Here is a 21,374-nt window from a genome sequence, read left to right on the forward strand (position 1 = left end):
GCGCTGCATGGGGGATACTTGCGCGCATCCCCGGCAAAGAAACTTCCATGCGTACAGCCTGCGTTCCGCTTACTGCCGATGCCGAACGGCGGCTGGACACCGATTCCTGCCTGCCTGGCGACCTGTACGAGGTGATGCTCAGCGATTCCACGGTCGATCTTCTGTTCGACAGCGGCTTCCTCACCACCCTCAATACCCGGCTCGGTCTGCTCTTTGACCGCTACGAAGACCAAGCGATCACCCACCCCGAGCAGTTGCAATACGCACGCGCACTGCTGCGCGACCTTCAACTTGGCCGTAAATGCCAATCGATTGACCCGTTGGATATCGCATTCGGGCTGGCATTGGAGAAAATGACGGGAATCTATTTCTACCTCTGAAAGCGCAGGACCGATCCGCGCTGCAGGTGCACGATGGAACGTGCGGGCACACCGTCGCCGGCACCCGTCTTTTATTGTTGAGCGCCGAGCGATGTCCCGATATTTCACGTTTGCCGATTTCCGCCGCTTTGGCCAGCGCCATGGCTATGACTACCGCGCCGATCCCCGCCACCTGCGCGAAGAACAGTGGGCCGGCCACGGTGACCTGCACGAGCAGACCCTGCGCGGCGGCATGAGCCTGATCGCGTCCGACGTGCACAATCGCTTCGCTTACACCGCCACCGCGCATGAGCGGCCGGGTCTGGTCATCCGGCTGATGCTGCAGGGCCAGGTCGATGTGCAGGTCCCGCAGCGCAGTGGCTTTACCCTGCGCGCCGGCACGGCGGTCAGCACCAGCCACCGCGACCATATGGCGACGGTGGGCATGCATCCCGGCAACACGCGCCTGCGCGGCGTCAGCCTGCTGGTGCCAGCCGACATGGACCCGGACGTATTCCAGCAACCACCGTTGCAACAGGCACTGCGTGCGTCGCTGGAATGCCGCCACTGGGCCATCCCGCACGCGATGCTGCCGACCCTCGCGCAGTTGTTCGAAAGCCCTTGGCAGGACGATCTGGATGCACTCTGGCGCGAAGGCGTGGCGCTGCAGCTGCTGACCGTGGGCCTGCAGGCCGATGATCTGCAGGTTGAAGGCGCACGCATGCTGCGCAGCGGCCAGCGCAGCCGACTTGAACGCGTGCGGGCTTTCCTGCACGACGAGCCCGGTCACGCGCACAGCCTGGTCGAGCTGGCCCAGCTGGCCTGCATGAGCCCCAGCGCGCTGCGCCGTCACTTCGTCCAGGTGTATGGCTGCTCGGTATTCGACTACCTGCACGAACAGCGCATGCGTCACGCCGAGCAGGGCCTTCGTGAATCCGGCTGGAGCGTGGAGCGGGCGGCGGCGGAAACCGGCTATCGTCATCCCAGCAACTTCGCCGCAGCATTCCGCAAGCGCTTCGGGCTGGTGCCCAGCCGCTGGCGCACCGGCCCTTCGAAGGTCGGCTGAAGCCCATCTGCTCTGGTAGGTGTCGACCTCGGTCGACACGCTTTCGCGTCATCGAGGATGCCGGCCAGCGGCCGGCACTACCACGCGCCGCCGGGCATGGCGCGGCGCTACCGACACACGCGCCCCCCCAGGTATCACCGGGCATGGCCCGGCGTCATCTCCTCCGCCTCAATACACCGGCAGCTCGATGTAGCTGGCCTGCGCGGCGCTGTGCCATACCCGCTGCGTAGCCTTCTGGTAATCACCCGGCTTGGCCAGGTAGATGTTCGGCACGTAGCTCTGCGGATTGCGGTCGTACAGCGGGAACAGGCTGGACTGCACCTGCACCATCACCCGATGGCCCTTCTGGAAGGTGTGGTTGGCATTGGGCAGGTCGAAGCGGTACGGCAGCACCTGGTTGGCCGCCAGCGCCTTGGGATCGCTGAAGCTCTCGCGGTAACGGCCACGGAAGATCGCCAGTGACACCGGCAGCTCATAGCCGCCCATCTCCGGCGTCGATGCTTCCTGGTCCGGATAGACGTCGATCAGCTTCACCACCCAATCGCTGTCGGTGCCACTGGTGGATGCCTGCAGGTTCACCACCGGCGTGCCACCGATGCGCAGCGGTGCGGTCAACGGCTCGGTGATGAAGGTCAGCACGTCAGGCCGGCCATCGACGAAGCGCTGGTCCTTGACCAGCCAGGTGGTCCACATGTCGCGGTCGCCGAAGCGCACCGGGCGCGGCGCGAACGGCACCGGCTTGGACGGGTCGGACACGTATTCCTCGAAGTCGCCCTCGCCCGCCGCCGGTGCCTGGAACGCCAGCTTGCCACCGGCACGCAGGTACAGCGGCTTGCTGTTTGCCGCGCACGCCTTCTCGCAGCTGCGCGGCCAGCCCTGCAGGCGGTCCCAGTGGTTTTCACCGGTGTTGTAGACCAGCACCGGTGGCGTATCGGCCTTGGGCGCGCCGTCCACCAGGTACTGGTCGAAGAACGGCTTGAGCACGTCGCGGCGGAACTGCAGCGCGGTATCGCCGTCGAACTTCAGCGCCCCCAGCTGGCTGCCGTCATAGTTCACCTGGCTGTGCCGCCACGGCCCCATCACCAGGTAGTTGTGGGTGTTGCCGGTATCGCGTCCTTCCATCGCCTGGTAGGCATGGTTGGCGCCCCACATGTCCTCCTGGTCCCACAGGCCCTGCAGCCACATGGTCGGCACCTTCAGCGGCGTCTTCGCCATCACCGCATCCAGCGCCTGGCCCTGCCAGAACGCATCGTATGCGGGGTGCTGTACCAGCTTCTTCCACCAGGTCAGCTGGTCCACGCCGGTAAAGCGGGCGTAGTCACCGGCCGAGCCGATGCGCAGGAAGGTGCTGTAATCGTCGTAGCCCAGCGACGGCAGTGGCGTGCCCTTGCCGCGCTTCTCGGTCTGCATGGCGAAGTAGTTGAAATTGACCTGGCGGAAGGCGCCGTAGTTGAGCCAGTCGTCACCCATCCAGCCATCGACCATCGGGCTCTGCGGCGCGGCCACCTTCAGTGCCGGGTGTGGATCGGTCAGTGCCATCACCACGGTGAAGCCTTCATACGATGAACCGAGCATGCCAACCTTGCCGTTGGTTTCCGGCACATGCTTGACCAGCCAATCGATGGTGTCCCACGCATCGGTGGAATGATCGACCTTGGTACCGTTCAGCGGCCCGCGCAGCGGCCGGGTCATCACGTAATCGCCTTCGGAGCCGTACTTGCCACGGATATCCTGGAACACGCGGATGTAGCCGCCATCGACGAACACTTCATCGCCCTGCGGCAGCAGATCGCGCATGCGCGGAGAATCACTGCGGCTGGCGCGGCCGGCGGCGTCGTACGGTGTGCGGGTCAGCAGGATCGGCGCATTGTGAGCGCCCTTGGGCACCACGATCACCGTATACAGCTTGGTGCCATCGCGCATCGGCACCATCACCACGCGCTTGTCGTAGTCGCGGCCCACATCGGGAGCGACGAAGGGTTTTCCGCTGATATCCGGGGTCATCGGCGGCGTGTCGGCGGCCAGCACGGCGCTGGACAGGCTCAGGGCTACGGCAACAGCAACGGCACGCACACGCATGGACATCACCTCCCGGCAGGAAAGGTTCCAGCCTACTCCCGTAGCCCCCGGCAAAGCGCGTGCCTGCTTTGCATTCTGCGGCGTTTACAGGCAGGACTGATGGCACATGTGCGGGCCGCTGCCGCTGCGTTCGCCGGGCATGGCCCAGCGCTACCCGTTCGCGGACAACCACGATAGCGCCGGGCCATGCCCGGCGGATCCATCACGTCACCGGCACTTCATGCAACGCCAGCCAGCGCCAGCGCCCGTCTTCCTGCCGCAGCACCGCCAGCGATTCCCGCCATGTGGGTTCGCCCGCGCCTACGGCATGTCCCTCGCGATAGCGCAGCAGCGCCAGCGGCATCGGCGCTTCCATCGCCTGCACAGCCTCGATGGCGATCTGCAGCCCAGGTCGTGCACCGTGGCTACCCGCGAACAGCGCCTGCACTGCACTGCGGTCCAACCTGCGTCCGGCAATGCCGACCATGCTGAAGTCCGCGCAGAAATGCGCCATCAGATCGTCCAGTGCATCGGCCGCGATCTCCGCGCGGAACCAGGCCTGCAGCTTGTCGTGCAGAAGGTGGATTTCGTGTTCGGCGGTCATGTCCATCAAGCGGTCTCGGTCGTGGAAAGGGAATGCAGCTGCGCGCGGTGCAGCAGCGCCATCGGCAACAGGGTGAGTACGGCGGCCAGTCCCAGCGCCACGCCGGTGGCATGCGCCGGCCACCACTGCATGGCCAAGGCCAGCAGCAGCGCGATGGCGGCGGTACCCAGGCAGAAGCTGAGCTGGCGGTTGAGGTTCCACAGCGCACTGGCATCGCCCAGTGCCTCGGCGTCCACACCATGGAATGCCAGCGTCTGCGCGGTGCTGCTGCACAGGCTGCCACCCGCACCCATCAAGGCGAACAGCATGGCGGGCAGCACGAACGGTGGCTGTGATTGCAGCGCCATCAGCAGCAGACCGCTGGCCTGCAGGACCATGCCCAGCCGCAGTACCGTGCCCGGCCCGACGCACGCCAGCAATCGCCGGCTGCCGGTGATCGCCAGTGCCGAGGCCAGCGCCCACGGCAGCATCAGGGCGCCGATCTGCGCAGCGCTGTAACCGGCGTGGTTCAACTGCAGGGTGCTGGCCAGCTGGCTGCCGATGAACACACCCGGCACCGCCAGATAGACCAGCATCGCCATGCGCAGGCCTCGATGGGACAGCAGCGACCAGCGCAGCAGCGGCTGCGGCTGCCGGCGCGCATGGCGTAGATGAGCGACAGCCAGCACTGTCGCCAGCAGCAGCAACCCTGCACCGGCGAAGCGATGGCCGGGCTCACCCAGCCAGGTCAGCGCCAGCAGCAACGCGCCCAGCGCAGACATCGCGGTGGCCAGTGCATAGCCCTGCAGGCGTGGCGCACTGCGCCGGCCATCGGCTGGCATCCACGCCAGTACCAGGGCGATCGCCAGCACCGCCAGCGGCAGGCTGGCCCACAGCACGCCGCGCCAGGACAGCCACTGCACCAGCAGGCCGCCGAGTGCAGGCGCCAGTGCCGGCACCAGCAACGCCACCAGCAGGATGCGCCGGGTCAGCGCACCGCGTTGTTCAGGCGTGCACTGCCGGTACGCCGCCGCCTGCGCCACCGGAATCAGCAGGCCACCGGCCAGCCCCTGCAGCAATCGCCAGCCCAGCAGCCAGCCGATGGACGGCGCGGCGCCGGCCAGGCCCGCGGCCGCCGTGAACAGCAACAAGGCAAGCAACAACAGGCGACGCTCACCGCAGCGCGCGGCCAACCACGGCGCCAGCGGAATCACCACGCTCAGGCCCAGCATGTAGGCGGTGCCCACCCAGGCCAGGGTGCCGATGTCCGCATGCAGCTCGGCCGCCAGCGCCGGGTAGGCCACCGTGGCGATGAACATGTTGACCAGGTCCAGGGCGAACACCAGCAGGAAGATCGCCTCATGGCGCAGGCGGGGGGACGGCATTGGCGGCGCTCCAGCAGGGAAGCGACCAGCATGCCGTCCGGGCCTTGTTGGAAAAACACGACAACAGCTGCAACACTGTCAAACCTGCTTTGACAATCAATCGCCATGGTCAGCCTCGATCGCTTCGATATCTTCCGCGCCGTGGTCGAGGCGGGCAGCCTGACCGCCGCTGCCGAGCGCCTGGGCCTGAGCCGCGCCGTGGTCAGCTTCAACCTGAAGCGATTGGAGCAGGAACTCGGGGTAACCCTGCTGCTGCGCAGCACCCGCCACCTTGCGCTGACCGAGGCCGGCGAACAGTTCCTGCAGCACTGCGTGCAGGCACTGGATGCTGCGCAGGCCGCGATCGATGCCGCGCGTCGCGACCAGCATCAGCTGCAGGGCATGCTGCGCCTGACCACCACCCCGGAGTACGCGCAGCTGCGGCTGATTCCGGCGCTGGAAGCCTTCCGCACGCAGCATCCAGCGCTGGTGCTGCATCTATCGACCTCGCCGGCACCGGCCGACCTGATTCCCGAACGCTTCGACCTGGCGATCCGTCTCGGCCGCCTGCCGGACTCGGGACTGCATGCCAGCGAGCTGGAGCGGCATCCGTTGTGTGCAGTCGCCGCGCCCGCTTTGCTGGCTCGCCTGCCATCCGCCGATGCTGTCGATGACCCCGTACAGTTGGGCACCCTGCCCCGCCTCGGCTATCCGCGCCTGGCCGATGTGCCGGTGGTCGCAGCGGATGGCAGCGATGCCCTGTTCGCCACCAACCCGGGCAACGCGGTGGTACGCGTGGATGGGGCCAGCAGCCTGCGCGCGTTCGCCGTGGCCGGTGCAGGCGTCACCGTGCTGCCACGCTGGCTGATCGAGGACGACCTCGCCCACGACCGCCTGCGGCCGGTGTTGCGCCAGCACCGCTTCCCGCAGCAGAGCGTGTACGCGGTATACCCGCACAGCAACCAGCCCTCGCCGAAGGTGCGGCAGCTGATCGATTTCCTGCGCGTGTGGTTTGGTGACGACGCCGGCTGAATCCCTCGCCCGCCGGGCATGGCCGGCGAGCGCAGCGGCAACACCACAAACCAACACGGCCCCTTGCGGGGCCGTGTCTTCATGCATCAGGACCGCGCCGTATCAGCGCAGCACCTGCTCCACCAGCTGCACGTCCACGCTCTGCAGCGGCTCGGCAGCATTGCGCGACAGCTGCACCTGGTAGGTGCCGCCATCGATCTTCCACTGGCGGGCCTGTGCATCGTAATGGGCCAGGGTCTTCGGCTCGGCTTCGATGCGGATACGGCGCTGTTCGCCCGGCTGCAGCTCGACCTTGTCGTAGCCGATCAGGCGGATCGGCGTGGTGCTGCCGGCCGGCAGCTTCAGGTACAGCTGGGCGACATCTGCACCCGCGCGCTTGCCGGTGTTGCGGATGTCGACGCTGGCGACCAAGCGCGAACCTTCCACGCTCACCTTCAGGTTTTCATAGGCGAACGAGGTGTAGGACAGGCCGTGACCGAACGCGAAGGTCGGGGTCAGGCCCTTGGCCGCCATCCACTTGTAGCCGACGTTGGCGCCTTCGATATCGAAATCGAACACATCGCCGAACGGCTTGGCCGGCTTGAAGCCGAGGCCATCGATGTGCGGACGCGGAAGCTGCGATTCGTCCACCACCCAGGTCACCGGCAGGCGACCGGACGGATTGGCCTGGCCGGTCAGCAGGGCGGCAATGCCTTCACCGCCGCGGATGCCCGGGTACCAGGCCTGCAGCACCGCCGGCACCTGTGCCAGCCACGGCGTGCGCACCGGGCCATTGGTCTCCAGCACCAGCACGGTCTTCGGGTTGGCCTTGGCCACCGCTGAAATCAGCGCGTCCTGGTTGTCCGGCAACTGCATGTCCGGCAGGTCCACCGATTCGGCGGCCCACTGGGTAGCGAACACGATGGCCACATCCGCCTGTGCAGCAGCCTTGGCCGCAGCGGCAGCATTGGCGCCGTCCACATAGGTGATGGTGGCATCCGGACGTGCGGCACGCAGCGATTCCAGCGGCGAGGACGGATGGAAGATCACCGGGCCCGGCCAGGTGGTCGGCAGCACGCCCGGCACCGCATTGGTGCCCTTGGCCGTGACACCCACCATCGACGAACCACCGCCACCGATGACGCCCTTGTCGGCATGGCCACCGATGATGACGATGCGCTTGGCGCTGTCGGCCAGCGGCAGCAGGCTGCCTTCATTGCGCAGCAGCACGCTGCCTTCTTCCACCGTGCGCTGGGCCACGGCGAAACCGGCCTCTGCGTCGACCTTCTGGTGCTGCGGCGGATTGTCGAAGTTGCCGTGCAGGAACATCGTGCGCAGGATGCGCGCCACCATGTCGTTCAGGCGCGCCTGCGGCACCACGCCGCCGTGCACGGCCAGACGCAACGGCTCATCGAAGAACACCGCCGCATCGAACACTTCACCAGCCGACTGCTGGTCCAGGCCGGCCAGCGCCGCCTTCGAACCGCTGTGCACGCCGCCCCAGTCGGACATCACGAAACCGGGGAATTTCCACTCCTGCTTCAGCACCTGGTTCATCAGGTAGCCGTTCTCGCAGCCGTAGGTGCCATTGATCTTGTTGTAGGAACACATCGCCACGCCCGGACGACCGGCTTCCAGCGCGATTTCGAACGCCAGCAGGTCCGACTCGTGCATCGCCTGTTCGCCGATGCGCACGTCGTGGAAGTTGCGGCGGGTCTCCATGTCGTTCAGCGCGAAGTGCTTCATCGACGAAATGACGTGCTGGCTCTGCACGCCCTGGATCACCGCGCCGACCATCGAACCGGCCAGCAGCGGATCTTCACCGGCGTATTCGAAGTTGCGGCCGTTGCGCGGGTCACGCTGCAGGTTCACGCTGCCGGACAGCAGGATGTTGAAGCGCTGCTGCCAGGCTTCGCGACCCATCGTCGCGCCGCCGGCAAAGGCAACACCCCGGTTCCAGGTGGACGCCGTGGACGGGCCCGACGGCATCGCCGTGGCGAAATCACCCGGGCGGATGCCACCCGGATTGGTCACGCCCACGCCGGCGTCGGCCGACTGCTGCGACGGAATGCCCAAACGCGCCACGCCCGGTACGAAACCGGCCGAACCCACCGCACCTTCCGGCAGCTTGCCGCCATCCTTGCCCAGCCCGAAGTAGCTGTGCAGCATCTGGAACTTCTCGTCCTCGGTCATCGCCTTCAGCAGCAGCGCAGCGCGCGCATCAGCGGTGAGGGTGGTATCCATCCACGGCTGCTCGCCGCCCTTGTCGGCGGCATACGCCAAGGTCAGCAGGGTCGCGCGCAGCGTGCTGCCTTCCACCTTGAACGGCGCACTGCTGGCAGCCTGGAAACCATCGCTGAAATAGCTGGCATCGGCTTCCAGGGCCACGCGTGCCGGGTCGAAGCCGGCGGCCTTGGCCGATTCACCGGCTACCGCACCAAGCAGCACCGCCGGCGCGCCGAGCCGCGAACGCGACACCAACGCCGGCAATTGCGTGGCACCGGCGCCTGCGTCGGTGTAGACCGCCACCGCATGGCGGCCGTCATCCAGACGCAGATAGTTCAGGCCCGGCTGGTCCGGGCCGGATTCGGCGGCGATCGGCAGCCGGGTCAACACGGCCTGGCCGTGCTGGGTCTGGCCATCATCCTTGCCGGCGGCGATGAAGCGGTACTGGTAGCCCAGGCCATCGGCCAGCAACTGCAGCGGATCGACCTGGCCGATGCCGCGCTGCACCTGGCGAACGCTGACCGCGTCCACCTGCAGGGTCTTCAACTGTGCAGCCAGGGCCGGCATCGCGTCCGCTGTCGGCGCCTGCTCCAGGGTCAGCACGGTGAAGGCGGCGGAGTCGGCCCAGGCCGGGGTGGCCAGTGCGGCAGACAGGGCCAGGGACAGGGCGAGCGGCTTTGTAAACGTTTTCATCGGCGGGCGTAATTCCGTTGCCAAGGCAATCGGTCCAGGGAAAGTGCCGCCGAAGGGTGCAGCGTCATGCCGCGCATGCGTTGCCGGGCAACGCCTTGCAGGCCAGAGGACGGACCGGTCTGCGCGCGGGACCCTCCTCCCGTGCGTGACAACCTGCCTGTCCGGGCCGCGCAGGGCGACCCATCATGTGAAGAGTGTGCGAGGGCGTTCATCGCTGTCAACAGGACCTAAGTCACAGGCGCCACCTGCACGATGGTTATCAGCCCATCACCGGCGGTCATCAGCGGGCCGCGCGAGGCTGCCGATAATGGATCTCCCCGGCGACGAATCGAGCCCATGACCGTACATCGCGACTTCGACCATCTCTGGCGCGACCGCTGTGACACCTCCAGCCAGCGCAGCCCGCGCGTGCTGATCCGGGTATTCGTCGCCCCCGGCGAGCTGGAACGCAGCGTGGCCTTCTACGAGCAGCTGCAGGGTGTGGTCGCCGATGCCGGCTTTCCGTTTCCCGAGGCGGGCCTGCGGCTGGCGATGGTCGGTGCGTTCCTGCTGATCGAAGGCTGCGACGAGGCGCTGGCGCCCTTCACGTCGACCACGGGCACGTTGCTGGTCGACGACGTCCGTCCGTATCACGACAGACTGGTGGCCGCTGGCGCCGAAATCATCTTCCCGCTGCAGGTGGTGCCCACCGGTGCGGCGTTCAATGCGGTGCATCCCGATGGCACCGTGGTCGAGTACGTGCACCATCGGCCGGACCCGCAGGGGCGCTGAGGTGGCGCGCCCCACCTCAGTAGATCCACGCCATGCGTGGATGCCTTGCACCCGAAGCCGTGCGGCACCATGACCGCTATCCACGCATGGCGTGGATCTACAATCCCACCATGTCCTCCCCCGCTCTGCCCTGGAATGGCACCCTGCTGCTGGATGCACACGTTGCCGTGCTGCACGGCCACGCCGGTGACAGCGCTGCGCATGCGCACTACGCCCATCAACTGCTGCTGAGCGAAGGCGCGCCCTGGCAGGTCGAGATCGATGGCGTGCGGCAGCAGGGCCAGCGGTTATGGCTGCCCTCCTTCCAGCCACACGCGATCCTGTCGGCTCCCATTGACGGCTGCACGGTGTTCCTCGAACCGGCGCATGCCGACCTCGAACAGATCCAGCAGCATCTCCAGTCGTTGCCAGGCAATGCCGCGCAACTGCACAAGTGGCTGCCACGGCTGAGCCGCCCGCAACCCCTGGACCGTCGCGTGCAGGCGGCGCTGGCCCGCATCACCCAGCACCTGCCCGGTCCGGTGCCCGCCGCCGATATCGCCGAGGCCGCGCATCTGTCGACCAGCCAGCTGCATCGGCGCTTCCAGTCCGAACTGGCCGTGACCCTGCGCGGCTGGGTGCTGTGGCAACGGCTGCGCAGCGCACTGGCGCATCATCTGCGCGGGCACAGCCTGACCGACAGCGCGCATGCCGCCGGTTTCGCCGACCTGCCCCACCTCTCGCGCAGCCTGCGCCGCATGTTCGGCATCGGCGCCGCGCAACTGCAGGGCCTGCAGCTGCACGCGGCCTGACGCCCCGATCAACCGCGCCTGCGCAGACCTTCCGGAAGCTCCGGCACATCGCCATGCGGCAGCTCGCGGAACGGCGCCAGCAGTTGCGCGGAATACGCCTGCGGATAGTCCGGCTGGCTGCCGATGCCCAGATCACGCTGCCCCAGCCGATAGCCGGGCGCATCGAACGCCGTCCCCAGCAGGTGGTCCCACACGGTCAGGAACAAGCCGAAATTGACGTCGCCCGCAGTGCCATAGCGGATGTGGTGGAAGCGATGCAGCGGCGCCCATGCCATCACCCTGCCCAGCACACCCGGTCGCATGTCCACGTTGGAATGCTGCAACAGCAACTGGATCGCAATGGCAAACGCCAGCACTGCGGCCACCGGCATCGGCATTCCCAGCAACAGCAGCGGCAATACGCCGCCCACTGCTTCGGCGGCCTGGTGCAGCGGGTGTTTCATCAATCCATTGAAACCGTACATGCGGGTCACGCTGTGATGCACCGCATGCAGCCGCCACAACCAGCCGATGCGATGGCTGGCGTAGTGGACCAGGGTGATGCCAAGGTCAGCCGCGATGATCGCCACCAGCACCTGCAGCGCGAATGGCCACTGCATCGGCCAGATGTGCCAGGGCACGATCGCCGCCAGCAGCGGCACCGTGGCGATCGACAGCAGGTTCAGGCTTTCATTGACCAGCGCATGCAGGACGTCGCGCAGGCGGTCGCCATGGTCGTGGTTGAACGCCGGGTCGTATGGCCACATCCGCTCGGCAGCGAACGACACCGCGATGGCGACAGCCAGCAGGGCAAGCAGCCACAGCGGGTCAGCGTGATGGTGACCGACCCAGCCGATGGCGGCGGCAACAAAACCCAGCAGGAACAACGGGGCATACAGGCGGAGCATCCAGTGCTTCATGGGCAACCCGGGAAGTGAGGGGCCTGCATGTTGGCGGGGCGTACAGACTGTCGGCTTGAACAAACGGCGCAACACCTCGCGTCGTCCATCCACGCATGGCGTGGATCTACTGTTCGAAGGCCCGGCAAACCACGGTGGGTGCCGGCCTTGGTCGGCACCGCCTTTCCCCATCCACGCATGGCGTGGATCTACTGTTTGAAGGCCCGGCAAACCACGGTGGATGCCGGCCTTGGTCGGCACCGCCTTTTCCCCATCCACGCATGGCGTGGATCTACTGTTCGAAGGCCCGGCAAACCACGGTGGGTGCCGGCCTTGGTCGGCACCGCCTTTTCCCCATCCGCGCATGGCGTGGATCTACTGCGGCCAAGCCAGCCACTTCCCGGTAGATCCACGCCATGCGTGGATGCTTTACCTCCTTCAGCAAGCTGAAACCCCACCCTCCGATTTCATTAGTAATATTACTCATAAGCCGAGTAGCATGTCCGGTCTCAGCCCCTGATACCGGCCTGTCGATACTCGCTCCATGCCTGCCGTTTCCGCTCACTTCTGTCGCTTCCCGCCAGCCCGGCGCCTCCCTCGGAGGACCGGCTGATGGGCGCCGTCGTCGCCCTCGACCGCCTGCTGGATGGCCGCCAGGTCTGGCGCGGGCCGGCACGCCAGGGGCAGGCCAGCGACCATCTGGCCAGTGGCCACCCGGCGCTGGACGCGCGCCTGCCCGGCGGTGGCTGGCCGGCCAGCGGGCTGTGTGAAGTGCTGCAGGCCGCACCCGGGGTCGGCGAACTGGCCCTGGTCTGGCCGGCGCTGGCAAAGCTGAGCCAGCGCGAACGGCCGATCGTGCTGGTCGCCCCGCCCTACCACCCGCATGCCCCCGCATGGGCCGCCGCCGGGCTCGACCTGGCCCAGCTGCAGATCATCCACGCCGCACCAAAGCAGGCCCTGTGGGCGACCGAGCAGTGCCTGCGCTCTGCTGCCTGCGCCGCCGTGCTGTGTTGGCCGCAGCAGGCCGACGATCGCGCCCTGCGTCGCCTGCAGGTTGCTGCCGACAGCGGCCAGTGCTTGGGTTTCGTGTTCCGCGAGGCACGCGCCGCCCGCAACCCCTCCCCGGCCAGCCTGCGCCTGCAGCTCGACCACGGCCAGGTGCGGGTGTTGAAGTGCCGCGGCGGGCTGCCACCGGCGCAGCCGTTGCCGCTGGCCATCGCCCACTGAGGCCGCACCATGCACTGGGCCTGCCTGTTGTTGCCGCAGCTGGCGCTGGACAGCGTGCTGCGCCTGCAGCCCGATCCGCAGCGGCCGCTGGTGCTGCTGCAGGGGCCGGCGCAGCGTCGTGTGCTGCGTGCGGTCAGCCCTGCCGCGCGGGCAGCGGGGCTGCGCCCGGGCATGCTGCTGTCGGCCGCGCAGGTGCTGGTGCAGGACCTGCAGCTGCATGACTACGATCCCAGCGCCGAACAGCACACCCGGCAGTTGCTGGCCAGCTGGCTGTATGCCACCAGCTCGCTGGTCAGCCTCGATTTTCCGCATGCGCTGGTGCTGGAAATCGGTGCCAGCCGTGCCCTGTTCGGCGATTGGCTGACGATCGAACAACGCCTGCGCAACGGCCTGCACGACCTCGGCTTCCGCCATCGCCTGGTCGCCGCCCCCAACCCGCATGCCGCGCGCGTGCTGGCCAATGTGCACGATGGCCTGGGTATCGATGCGCAACAGTTGCCCGCCGCACTGGCGCAGCTGCCGCTGACGCGCAGTGGCCTGCCCGTTGATGCGGTGACCGTGCTGGCACGCTCCGGCCTGCGCACGTTGGGCGCGGCCTTCGACCTGCCACGCGAAAGCCTGGCCCGCCGCTTCGCCCCCGAGGTGCTGCAGCAGCTGGATGCCGTGCGCGGCTTGGGCAACGCGCCGTTGCGCTATTACCAGCCGCCGGACCGGTTCGATGCGCGCATCGAATTCGAATACGAGATCGAATCCAGCCAGGCCCTGCTGTTCCCGCTGCGGCGCCTGCTGCTGGACCTGGCCGCGTTCCTGTGTTCGCGCGATGGCGGCGTGCAGCGTTTCGACCTGCATTTCGAACACGACCTGCTGCCGGCCAGCGTGCTGACCATCGGCCTGCTGGCCCCCGAACGCGATGCGGCGCTGCTGTTCGAGATCGCGCGCAACCGCATGGAAGCCTTCGCCCTGCCCGCCGGCAGCCGTGCGCTGCGCCTGCAGGCCGAGCAGCTGCCGCCGTTCGTGCCGGCCGCACGCGATCTGTTCGACACGCGTCCAGCGCAGGCGATGCCATGGACCCAGCTGCGCGAGCGCCTGCGTGCACGGCTGGGCGATGACGCCGTGCAGCCGCTGGCGGTGCAGGCCGACCACCGCCCTGAACGTGCCAGCGGCACCCAACCGCCGGCCAAGCCACCCGCCTGGTGGCCGCTGCGCCCCGGCTGGCTGCTGGATACGCCGCAGCCGCTGCGCGATCCGCGCCTGCGCATCGTCGCCGGGCCGGAGCGGATCGAATCGGGCTGGTGGGACCAGGCCGATGCGCGCCGCGACTATTACGTGGTGGAAACCGCGCAGGGCCAGCGTGGTTGGGCCTTCCGCACGCGCAATGATCCGCATGCACCGTGGATGCTGCACGGCTGGTTCGGTTGAGCCCCATGCACACCGACCTGCCCGGGTACGCCGAGCTGCATTGCCTGTCGGCCTTCAGCTTCCAGCGCGGCGCGTCCACCGCCGAGGAGCTGTTCGCACGCGCCGCCGGCCAGGGCTATCGCGCGTTAGCGATCACCGACGAATGCTCACTGGCCGGCATCGTGCGTGCCTGGCAGGCGGCGAAGACGCATGGCGTGGCGCTGATCGTCGGCGCCGAATTCCAGGTTGAAGACGGGCCGAAGCTGGCCCTGCTGTGCACCGACCAGGCGGCCTATGCCGGGCTGTGCCAGCTGATCACCACCTGCCGCCGGCGGGCAGCCAAGGGCGAATACCGCTGCCTGCGCGAGGATCTGCATGGACTCCCCGAGGGCCTGCTGTGCCTGTGGCTGGACCGGCAACCGGCAGCCACCGAACTGGAACTGCTGCGCCGTTGTTTTCCGCAGCGCCTGTGGCTGGCGGTGGAGCTGCATCACGAACACGATGACACGCGCCGGCTGCAGCAGCTGCAGGCTTTCGGCGAACGCCACCAGTTGCCGCTGGTCGCCAGTGGCGACGTGCACATGCACGTGCGCCGACGCCGCGCCCTGCAGGACACGCTGACCGCGATCCGCCACCGCTGCAGCGTGGCCGAAGCCGGCTGGCGGCTGTTTGCCAACGGCGAGCGCCATCTGCGCCCACGCACCGCACTGGCCCAGCTGTATCCGCCAGACCTGCTGGCTGAAACCCTGCGCATCGCCGAACGCTGCCACTTCACCCTGGACCAGCTGAAATACACCTATCCGCGCGAACTGGTACCCGAGGGCCACGACCCGGACAGCTGGTTGCGCGCCTTGGTCGAGAAAAATATTCCCTGGCGTTGGCCAAAGGGCATCAAGCCCGCGCAACGTGAGCAGATCGAACACGAGCTGGACCTGATCGCGAAGAAACAGTACGCGTCCTACTTCCTCACCGTGCAGGACATCGTAGGCTTCGCGCGCAGCAAGAACATTCTGTGCCAGGGGCGCGGTTCGGCGGCCAATTCGGCGGTGTGTTTCGTACTGGGCGTGACCGAGATCGACCCGGCACGCAGCAATCTGCTGTTCGAGCGCTTCATTTCCGCAGAGCGTGATGAACCACCGGACATCGACATCGACTTCGAGCACGAGCGCCGCGAGGAAGTGCTGCAGTACGTGTTCAACCGCTATGGCCGCGAGCGTGCCGCGTTGACTGCGGTGGCGATCAGCTACCGTGGCCGCAGCGCGATCCGCGATGTCGCCCGTGCGCTGGGCCTGCCGATGGACCAGGTCAACGAACTGGGCGCGGCGATGGATCATTGGGGCGGCAACATCCCGCTGCCGGAGACCCTGCGCGAGCGCGGCTTCGATCCGGAAACACCGTTGATGCGAAGGCTGCTGGCATTGACCGGCGAGCTGATCGATTTTCCGCGCCACCTGTCGCAGCATCCGGGCGGCTTCGTGATTTCCGAACACCCGCTGTCGACCCTGGTACCGGTGGAAAACGCGGCGATGGCCGACCGCACCGTCATCCAGTGGGACAAGGACGACCTGGACGCCACCGGCCTGATGAAGGTCGACTGCCTGGCGCTGGGCATGCTCACCGCCATCCGCAAATGCCTGGCGATGCTGCAGCAGCATGGCCTGCATGCAGGGCGGATGGATGCCATTCCCTCCAAAGATGCCAGGACCTACGACATGATCTGCGCCGCCGACACCATCGGCGTGTTCCAGATCGAATCGCGCGCGCAGATGGCGATGCTGCCACGCATGCAGCCGCGCAATTTCTATGACCTGGTGATCGAGGTAGCAATCGTGCGCCCCGGCCCGATCCAGGGCGACATGGTCCATCCCTACCTGGAACGTCGGCGGATCCTGCGCGAACAAGGGCCGGATGCGTTGAACGATCCGGACAATCCACTCTATCCCGCGCGGTTGGAGCGCGTATTTGCCCGCACGCTCGGTGTGCCGTTGTTCCAGGAACAGGTGATGCAGCTGGCAGTGGATGCGGCTGGCTACACCGCGGGCGAAGCCGATGCACTGCGCCGCTCGATGGCCGCCTGGAAGCGTCGTGGCGGCCTGGAACCGCACCGCGAAAAGCTGCTGACCGGCATGTTGGAAAACGGCTTCAGCCTGGAATACGGCGAACACCTGTTCGAGCAGATCAAGGGCTTCGGCGATTACGGTTTTCCGGAAAGCCACGCCGCCAGCTTCGCCCTGCTCACCTATGCCAGCTGCTGGCTGAAATGCCATCATCCGGCCGCGTTCACCGCCAGCCTGATCAACAGCCAGCCGCTGGGCTTCTACAGCCCCGACCAGCTGCTGCAGGATGCGCGCCGGCATGGCATCACGGTACTGCCGGTGGACGTGCGCCACAGCGACTGGGACTGCACGCTGGACTTCAGCAAAGGCGCGGCGGCAATCCGCCTCGGCCTGCGCCTGGTCGATGGCTGCAGCGAACCGGCCGCGCAGGCCATCATGCGCGAACGCGCGCGGCGCCCGTTCGACGACGTCGGCGACCTCTGCCAGCGCACCGCACTGGATCGCCGCCAGCAGGGCCTGCTCGCCGATGCCGGCGCCCTGCGCGGCCTCAGCGGCCATCGCCACCGTGCACGCTGGGATATCTCCGGCGTGGAGAACCGCCTGCCGTTGTTCGACCAGGCCCGCGCCACCGCCGAAGCACGCGTGGCCCTGCCCCTGCCCAGTGCCTGGGAAGACATGCAGGCCGACTACCGCAGCACCGGTACCACCTTGGGCCGCCATCCGATGTCGTTCCTGCGCGCGCAGCTGCGAACCCGTGGCTGCCTGGATGCCGCGCAGCTGGCCAACCACGGCCATGGCCGGCGCGTGCGCATCGCCGGCCTGGTACGCATGCGCCAGCGCCCGCAGACCGCCAGTGGCGTCACCTTCCTTACCCTGGAAGATGAAACCGGCATGGTCAACGCCGTGGTCTGGCGACATCTGGCCGACCGCCAGCACCACATCCTGGTAGACACGCAGCTGATGCAGATCGACGGCCGACTGGAACGCGTGGATGGCGTGCAGCATGTGATCGTGCAGCGCATGCACTGCCTGGACGAACTGCTGCAGGGACTGCGCAGCCACAGCCGCGACTTCCATTGACGATACACATCGTCACACAACGAACTGGCCACGACCGACCGGATTCCGCTATCGTCGGCCACGTCCAAGGAAGGAATACACAATGGCGCGTGCCCTGACCCTGACCACCCTGGTGGTCGCCATACTTGCGTTGCTCGTGTCCGGCTGGACCGCCTGGAACCTGCATCGCAGCCAGTCACCGCAACGCGTGATCGAAGCGCGCGGCCTGATCATCCACGATGCCAGCGGCCAGCCGCGGGTGATCCTCGGCGCACCAGTCCCCGATCCCCTCAGCCAGGGCCGCCCGCAGGGGCCGCGTGCCACCGCCCTGTCCGGCCTGATCCTGCTCGGCCCCGATGGCTCCGAGCGCGGCGGCTACGGCACCAGCGACCGGGGTGGCGAAGCCCTGCTGACCCTTGACGATGCGACCGGCACCACCGAAGTCTTCAAAGTGGTGGCCAACCCGGACCGCGGCGCCAGCCTGATGGTCAAGCACCAGAACAACACCGGCGCCATGCTGAGTTCCTGGCAGGGCAAGCCGGAACTGGTGTTCCTCGACGACAGCGGCCAGTCCTACTACGTGCGCCCCGGCGCCAGCGCCGCGCCCTGATCTGCTTTTGTAGAGTCGAGCCATGCTCGACTTTGCTTCACCTTTGTAGAGCCGAGCCATGCTCGGCTGCCGTTGGTAGAAGCAGTCGAGCATGGCTCGACTCTACCAACCGCACACCGCCGCCAGATCATCGGCCAGGTGCCGCAGCTGCGCCGCCCCCAGCGCCGCACAGGTGATGCGCAGCCCATGCGCCGGTGCAGACACGGCAAAGACTTCCCCCCCACGCACATGCCAGCCACGCGCCGCCAACGCCAGCACCTGCGGTGTGCTGTCGGCCGGCAGGGGCAGCCACAGGTTCAAGCCTTCCATCGGCGTGGGTGTGGGCAGCCCACGCGCCTGCAACAGCGCCTGCAGACCCTGCAGCCGCTGCTGGTAGCGTTCACCCGCCGCAGCGACCTTCGCCCGTTGCTGCGCCGACTCCAACACCGCACTGACCGCATCCTGCAACAGATGGCTGACCCAGCCGGTGCCCGCCGCCAGCCGCAGACGCAGGCGCGCCGCGGTCTGCTCATCGCAGGCCAGCCAGGCCACGCGCAGGTCCGGGCCCAACGCCTTGGACAACGAACGCAGCAACGCCCAACGCCGTCCGTCCATCGGCAACACCGAGTGATAGGCCTGTTGCGAGAGCAGTGCGTAATGATCGTCGATCAGCACCGCCACCTGCGGATAGCCGGCCAGCAGCTGGCGCAGTGCACGCGCTCGCTTCGCATCCAGGCTGGCACCGGTGGGATTGTGTGCGCGCGGGGTCAGCAGCACCGCGCGTGCACCTGCATCCAACGCCTGCCGCAATGATTCCACCTGCATGCCGTGCGCATCCACCGCCACCGGCAGCGGCGCGTGTCCGGCCGCACCGAGGACATTGAGGCTGCCCAGGAAACAGGGATCCTCCACTGCGATGCGGTCCCCCGGCAGCAGCCACGCCGACAACAGACGCTCGATGCCATCGACCGCGCCATGGGTCAGTTCCAGCGCATAGCCCGGCGGGCAATCGGCATCCAGCGAAGCCCGTGCCAGGCGTTGCATGCGTGGATCGACCGTCTCCACTCCATACAGGCGCGAGGCCGCCGCGGCCACGCGCAGGCTGGGCAGGCAGCGCGGATCCGGATTGCCGCCGGCCAGGTCATGCAGGGCCAGCCCCGGCGCACTGCCCTCGCGCGCCATCGTCGCCGGCAGGCCGCGCACCACGGTGCCGCGACGCCCTGCCGTACTGGCCAGGCCCGCCGCGTCCAGCCGCTTGTAGGCGGCAGCCACGGTATTGCGGTTGACCCCCAGCTGATCGGCCAGATCCCGAACCGGAGGCAGCACGCTGCCCGCTGACAGATGGCCGCTGCCGATGCCCTCGCGGATGCTGTCGAAGATCGCTTCGGCACTGCTCCCGGTGATTTTCATTTTGTCCTATGCCAAACTATCTCTTGTCCTGTGCCAGTGTATCCCACCCTGGCCACCCCGCACCGGAGGTGCCCCATGTCCCTCGCCCCCGCCGACTGGCCTGTCGCCCAGTCCGTCGAACAGATCGCCGCCAACCTGGCCATCGTGCGCCAGCGCATCGTCAGCGCCTGTGCCCGCGCCGGTCGTGATCCGGCCAGCGTGCGCCTGCTGCCGGTCAGCAAGACCGTCGATGAAGCACGCATCCGCATGGCCGTAGCCGCCGGTTGCCACGAACTGGGCGAAAACAAGGTGCAGGAGGCGCAGCGCAAGGCCGAGGCCATGGCCGACCTGGGCGTGCACTGGTCGGTCATCGGCCACCTGCAGACCAACAAGGCCCGTTACGTCGCACGCTTCGCCAGCGAGTTCCAGGCGCTGGACAGCCTGCGCGTGGCCGAGGCGCTGCAGCAGCGGCTGCTGCTGGAGGACCGCACGCTGGATGTGTTCGTACAGGTCAACACCTCGGCCGAGCCCAGCAAATACGGCCTGGAGCCGGCCGCGGTGGCCGACTTCGTGCAGCAGCTGCCCGCCTTCGACCGCCTGCGCGTGCGTGGCCTGATGACCCTGGCCATCTTCACCCCCGAGGTAGAACGCGTACGCGCCTGCTTCGTGCGCCTGCGCGAGCTGCGCGACCAGCTGCAGCAGACGGCGCCGGCTGGACTCGACCTGTCGCAGCTGTCGATGGGCATGTCCGGTGATTTTGAAGTCGCCATCGAGGAAGGCGCCACCGTCGTCCGTGTCGGCCAAGCGATCTTCGGTGCACGCTCCACGCCCGACAGCTTCTACTGGCCCACCCCGGGAGCACCCGCATGAAGCGCGCCGTTGCCCTCCAGCACGTAGCGTTTGAAGATCTCGGCACCCTGCAGCCGCTGCTGCTCGCGCAAGGGTGGCAGGTGCAGGTTCTGCAGGCAGGCGTGGATGCACTCGATGCCGCCGAAGATGCCGATCTGCTGGTGGTGCTGGGTGGCCCGATCAGCGTCAACGATGGAGCTGCCTATCCGTTCCTCGCCGACAGCATCGCGCTGCTGCAGCGTCGCCTGCAGCAGCAGCGACCGACGCTCGGCATCTGTCTCGGCGCCCAGTTGATGGCGCGCGCACTGCACGCCGACGTCGCCCCCACCGGTGGCAAGGAAATTGGTTTCGCACCGCTGCTGCTCACCGACGAAGGCCAGCGCTCGCCATTGCAGGCATTGCAGGGCATCCCGGTGCTGCACTGGCATGGCGAAGCCTTCGAACTGCCGGTCGGCGCACGCCGCCTCGCCAGCACGCCCGCCTGTCGCCACCAGGCCTTCGCCATCGGCCACCACGCCCTCGCCCTGCAATGCCATCCCGAACTGGACGCGCGCCAGTTCGAGCGCTGGCTGATCGGCCATGCGCTGGAACTGGCCGCGGCCGGCATCGATCCCATCGACCTGCGCGCGCAGGCCCGTCGCTATGGCGGGCCGCTGGCAGCCGCGGCGACCGCGATGTTCCATCAGTGGCTGCACGACCTGCCGGAGACCCGCCCATGCACTACCGCCTGACCATCCAGCACAACGGCATCCATTGGGGCCATGTCGACTGCGACGGTCCCAACGCGCTGCAACGCATCGATGCCATCGCCGCGCGCCTGCCCGCCGCCGAAGGCTTCACCCTGCAACGGCAGAAGGGCATCGGCGAGGAGCGCATCCTCTCCAGCACCGCCGATGGCCTGCGCGTGCTGGCCGCGCAGATCCAGTACCGCGATCTCTGACCATCGCGCCGGGTGCCGGCCAGCGGTCGGCACTACCCGGCTACCCACTGCCGTGCGAAGCTTCAC

At 67.6% G+C, this 21,374-nt stretch carries 18 protein-coding genes; 12 read left to right on the forward strand and 6 right to left on the reverse strand.

From position 1 onward, the window contains the following. Positions 1-47 precede the first annotated feature (47 nt). Positions 48-380 carry a hypothetical protein gene (locus AC13GI_RS04435; protein ID WP_482995627.1) on the forward strand — a complete coding sequence of 111 codons (333 nt, stop codon included), beginning with the start codon at positions 48-50 and terminating at the stop codon, positions 378-380. Positions 381-471: 91 nt separating this feature from the next. Beyond that, on the forward strand, positions 472-1,425 hold the full coding sequence (locus AC13GI_RS04440) for a helix-turn-helix transcriptional regulator (protein WP_482995628.1): 954 nt from the start codon (positions 472-474) through the stop codon (positions 1,423-1,425). A gap of 168 nt (positions 1,426-1,593) precedes the next feature. Here the strand turns inward: AC13GI_RS04440 and AC13GI_RS04445 are convergent, their stop codons facing one another. The 3 genes from AC13GI_RS04445 to AC13GI_RS04455 all read right to left on the reverse strand — a co-directional run bounded on the left by AC13GI_RS04445 (position 1,594) and on the right by AC13GI_RS04455 (position 5,451). After that, entirely contained in the window at positions 1,594-3,504 is a 1,911-nt protein-coding gene (locus AC13GI_RS04445) for a CocE/NonD family hydrolase (protein ID WP_482995629.1), read from the reverse strand. A 202-nt stretch (positions 3,505-3,706) separates the two neighbouring features. Continuing rightward, positions 3,707-4,093 (reverse strand): DUF4440 domain-containing protein, encoded by a 387-nt coding sequence (locus AC13GI_RS04450; RefSeq protein WP_482995630.1) that lies wholly within the window; start codon positions 4,091-4,093, stop codon positions 3,707-3,709. Next, positions 4,093-5,451, reverse strand: a complete 1,359-nt coding sequence (locus AC13GI_RS04455) for an MFS transporter (protein WP_482995631.1) — start codon at positions 5,449-5,451, stop codon at positions 4,093-4,095. The genes AC13GI_RS04450 and AC13GI_RS04455 overlap by 1 nt, the downstream gene beginning before the upstream one ends. 105 nt (positions 5,452-5,556) lie before the next feature. On the opposite strand from AC13GI_RS04455, the gene AC13GI_RS04460 reads away from it, so the two are divergent. After that, positions 5,557-6,462: a LysR family transcriptional regulator gene (locus AC13GI_RS04460; protein WP_099821517.1), complete on the forward strand. Its 906-nt coding sequence runs from the start codon at positions 5,557-5,559 to the stop codon at positions 6,460-6,462. A gap of 102 nt (positions 6,463-6,564) precedes the next feature. On the opposite strand, the gene AC13GI_RS04465 is transcribed toward AC13GI_RS04460, so the two are convergent. Next, the gene (locus AC13GI_RS04465) at positions 6,565-9,360 is read right to left on the reverse strand and encodes a beta-glucosidase family protein (protein WP_482995632.1); all 2,796 of its coding nucleotides are present in this window, start codon (positions 9,358-9,360) and stop codon (positions 6,565-6,567) included. A gap of 336 nt (positions 9,361-9,696) precedes the next feature. On the opposite strand from AC13GI_RS04465, the gene AC13GI_RS04470 reads away from it, so the two are divergent. Together AC13GI_RS04470 and AC13GI_RS04475 are read left to right on the forward strand one after the other, a co-directional pair. Next, on the forward strand, positions 9,697-10,131 hold the full coding sequence (locus tag AC13GI_RS04470) for a VOC family protein (protein WP_099821515.1): 435 nt from the start codon (positions 9,697-9,699) through the stop codon (positions 10,129-10,131). Between the two features lie 86 nt (positions 10,132-10,217). Beyond that, complete coding sequence (locus tag AC13GI_RS04475) at positions 10,218-10,922, forward strand: helix-turn-helix domain-containing protein (protein ID WP_099821514.1); 705 nt, start codon at positions 10,218-10,220, stop codon at positions 10,920-10,922. 8 nt (positions 10,923-10,930) lie between these two features. Here AC13GI_RS04475 and AC13GI_RS04480 read toward each other — a convergent pair whose 3' ends face one another. Further along, positions 10,931-11,809: a sterol desaturase family protein gene (locus AC13GI_RS04480; protein WP_482995633.1), complete on the reverse strand. Its 879-nt coding sequence runs from the start codon at positions 11,807-11,809 to the stop codon at positions 10,931-10,933. 603 nt (positions 11,810-12,412) lie between these two features. On the opposite strand from AC13GI_RS04480, the gene imuA reads away from it, so the two are divergent. From imuA to AC13GI_RS04500, 4 genes are all read left to right on the forward strand, one after another. Continuing rightward, entirely contained in the window at positions 12,413-13,027 is a 615-nt protein-coding gene (gene imuA, locus AC13GI_RS04485) for a translesion DNA synthesis-associated protein ImuA (RefSeq protein ID WP_099821512.1), read from the forward strand. Between the two features lie 9 nt (positions 13,028-13,036). Next, positions 13,037-14,446: a Y-family DNA polymerase gene (locus AC13GI_RS04490; protein ID WP_482995634.1), complete on the forward strand. Its 1,410-nt coding sequence runs from the start codon at positions 13,037-13,039 to the stop codon at positions 14,444-14,446. Positions 14,447-14,451: 5 nt separating this feature from the next. Continuing rightward, positions 14,452-17,562 (forward strand): error-prone DNA polymerase, encoded by a 3,111-nt coding sequence (locus AC13GI_RS04495; protein ID WP_482995635.1) that lies wholly within the window; start codon positions 14,452-14,454, stop codon positions 17,560-17,562. Between the two features lie 82 nt (positions 17,563-17,644). Further along, a complete protein-coding gene (locus AC13GI_RS04500) occupies positions 17,645-18,151 on the forward strand; it encodes a hypothetical protein (RefSeq protein ID WP_099821509.1) in 507 nt (168 codons plus the stop codon). 102 nt (positions 18,152-18,253) lie between these two features. Here the strand turns inward: AC13GI_RS04500 and ptsJ are convergent, their stop codons facing one another. Further along, the gene (gene ptsJ / locus AC13GI_RS04505; protein WP_482995636.1) at positions 18,254-19,540 is read right to left on the reverse strand and encodes a MocR-like B6 salvage transcription factor PtsJ; all 1,287 of its coding nucleotides are present in this window, start codon (positions 19,538-19,540) and stop codon (positions 18,254-18,256) included. Positions 19,541-19,615: 75 nt separating this feature from the next. Between ptsJ and AC13GI_RS04510 the strand changes: the two genes are divergently transcribed. From AC13GI_RS04510 to AC13GI_RS04520, 3 genes are read left to right on the forward strand one after another with little or no spacing between them, the layout of a single operon-like run. Further along, the gene (locus AC13GI_RS04510) at positions 19,616-20,389 is read left to right on the forward strand and encodes a YggS family pyridoxal phosphate-dependent enzyme (protein WP_482995637.1); all 774 of its coding nucleotides are present in this window, start codon (positions 19,616-19,618) and stop codon (positions 20,387-20,389) included. Beyond that, positions 20,386-21,099: a glutamine amidotransferase gene (locus tag AC13GI_RS04515; protein ID WP_380655943.1), complete on the forward strand. Its 714-nt coding sequence runs from the start codon at positions 20,386-20,388 to the stop codon at positions 21,097-21,099. Before AC13GI_RS04510 ends, AC13GI_RS04515 begins: the two co-directional genes overlap by 4 nt. Beyond that, positions 21,084-21,308 (forward strand): hypothetical protein, encoded by a 225-nt coding sequence (locus AC13GI_RS04520; RefSeq protein ID WP_032975245.1) that lies wholly within the window; start codon positions 21,084-21,086, stop codon positions 21,306-21,308. The genes AC13GI_RS04515 and AC13GI_RS04520 overlap by 16 nt, the downstream gene beginning before the upstream one ends. The last annotated feature ends 66 nt before the right edge of the window (positions 21,309-21,374 follow it).

The organism is Stenotrophomonas sp. 82F1 (genome assembly GCF_056861525.1).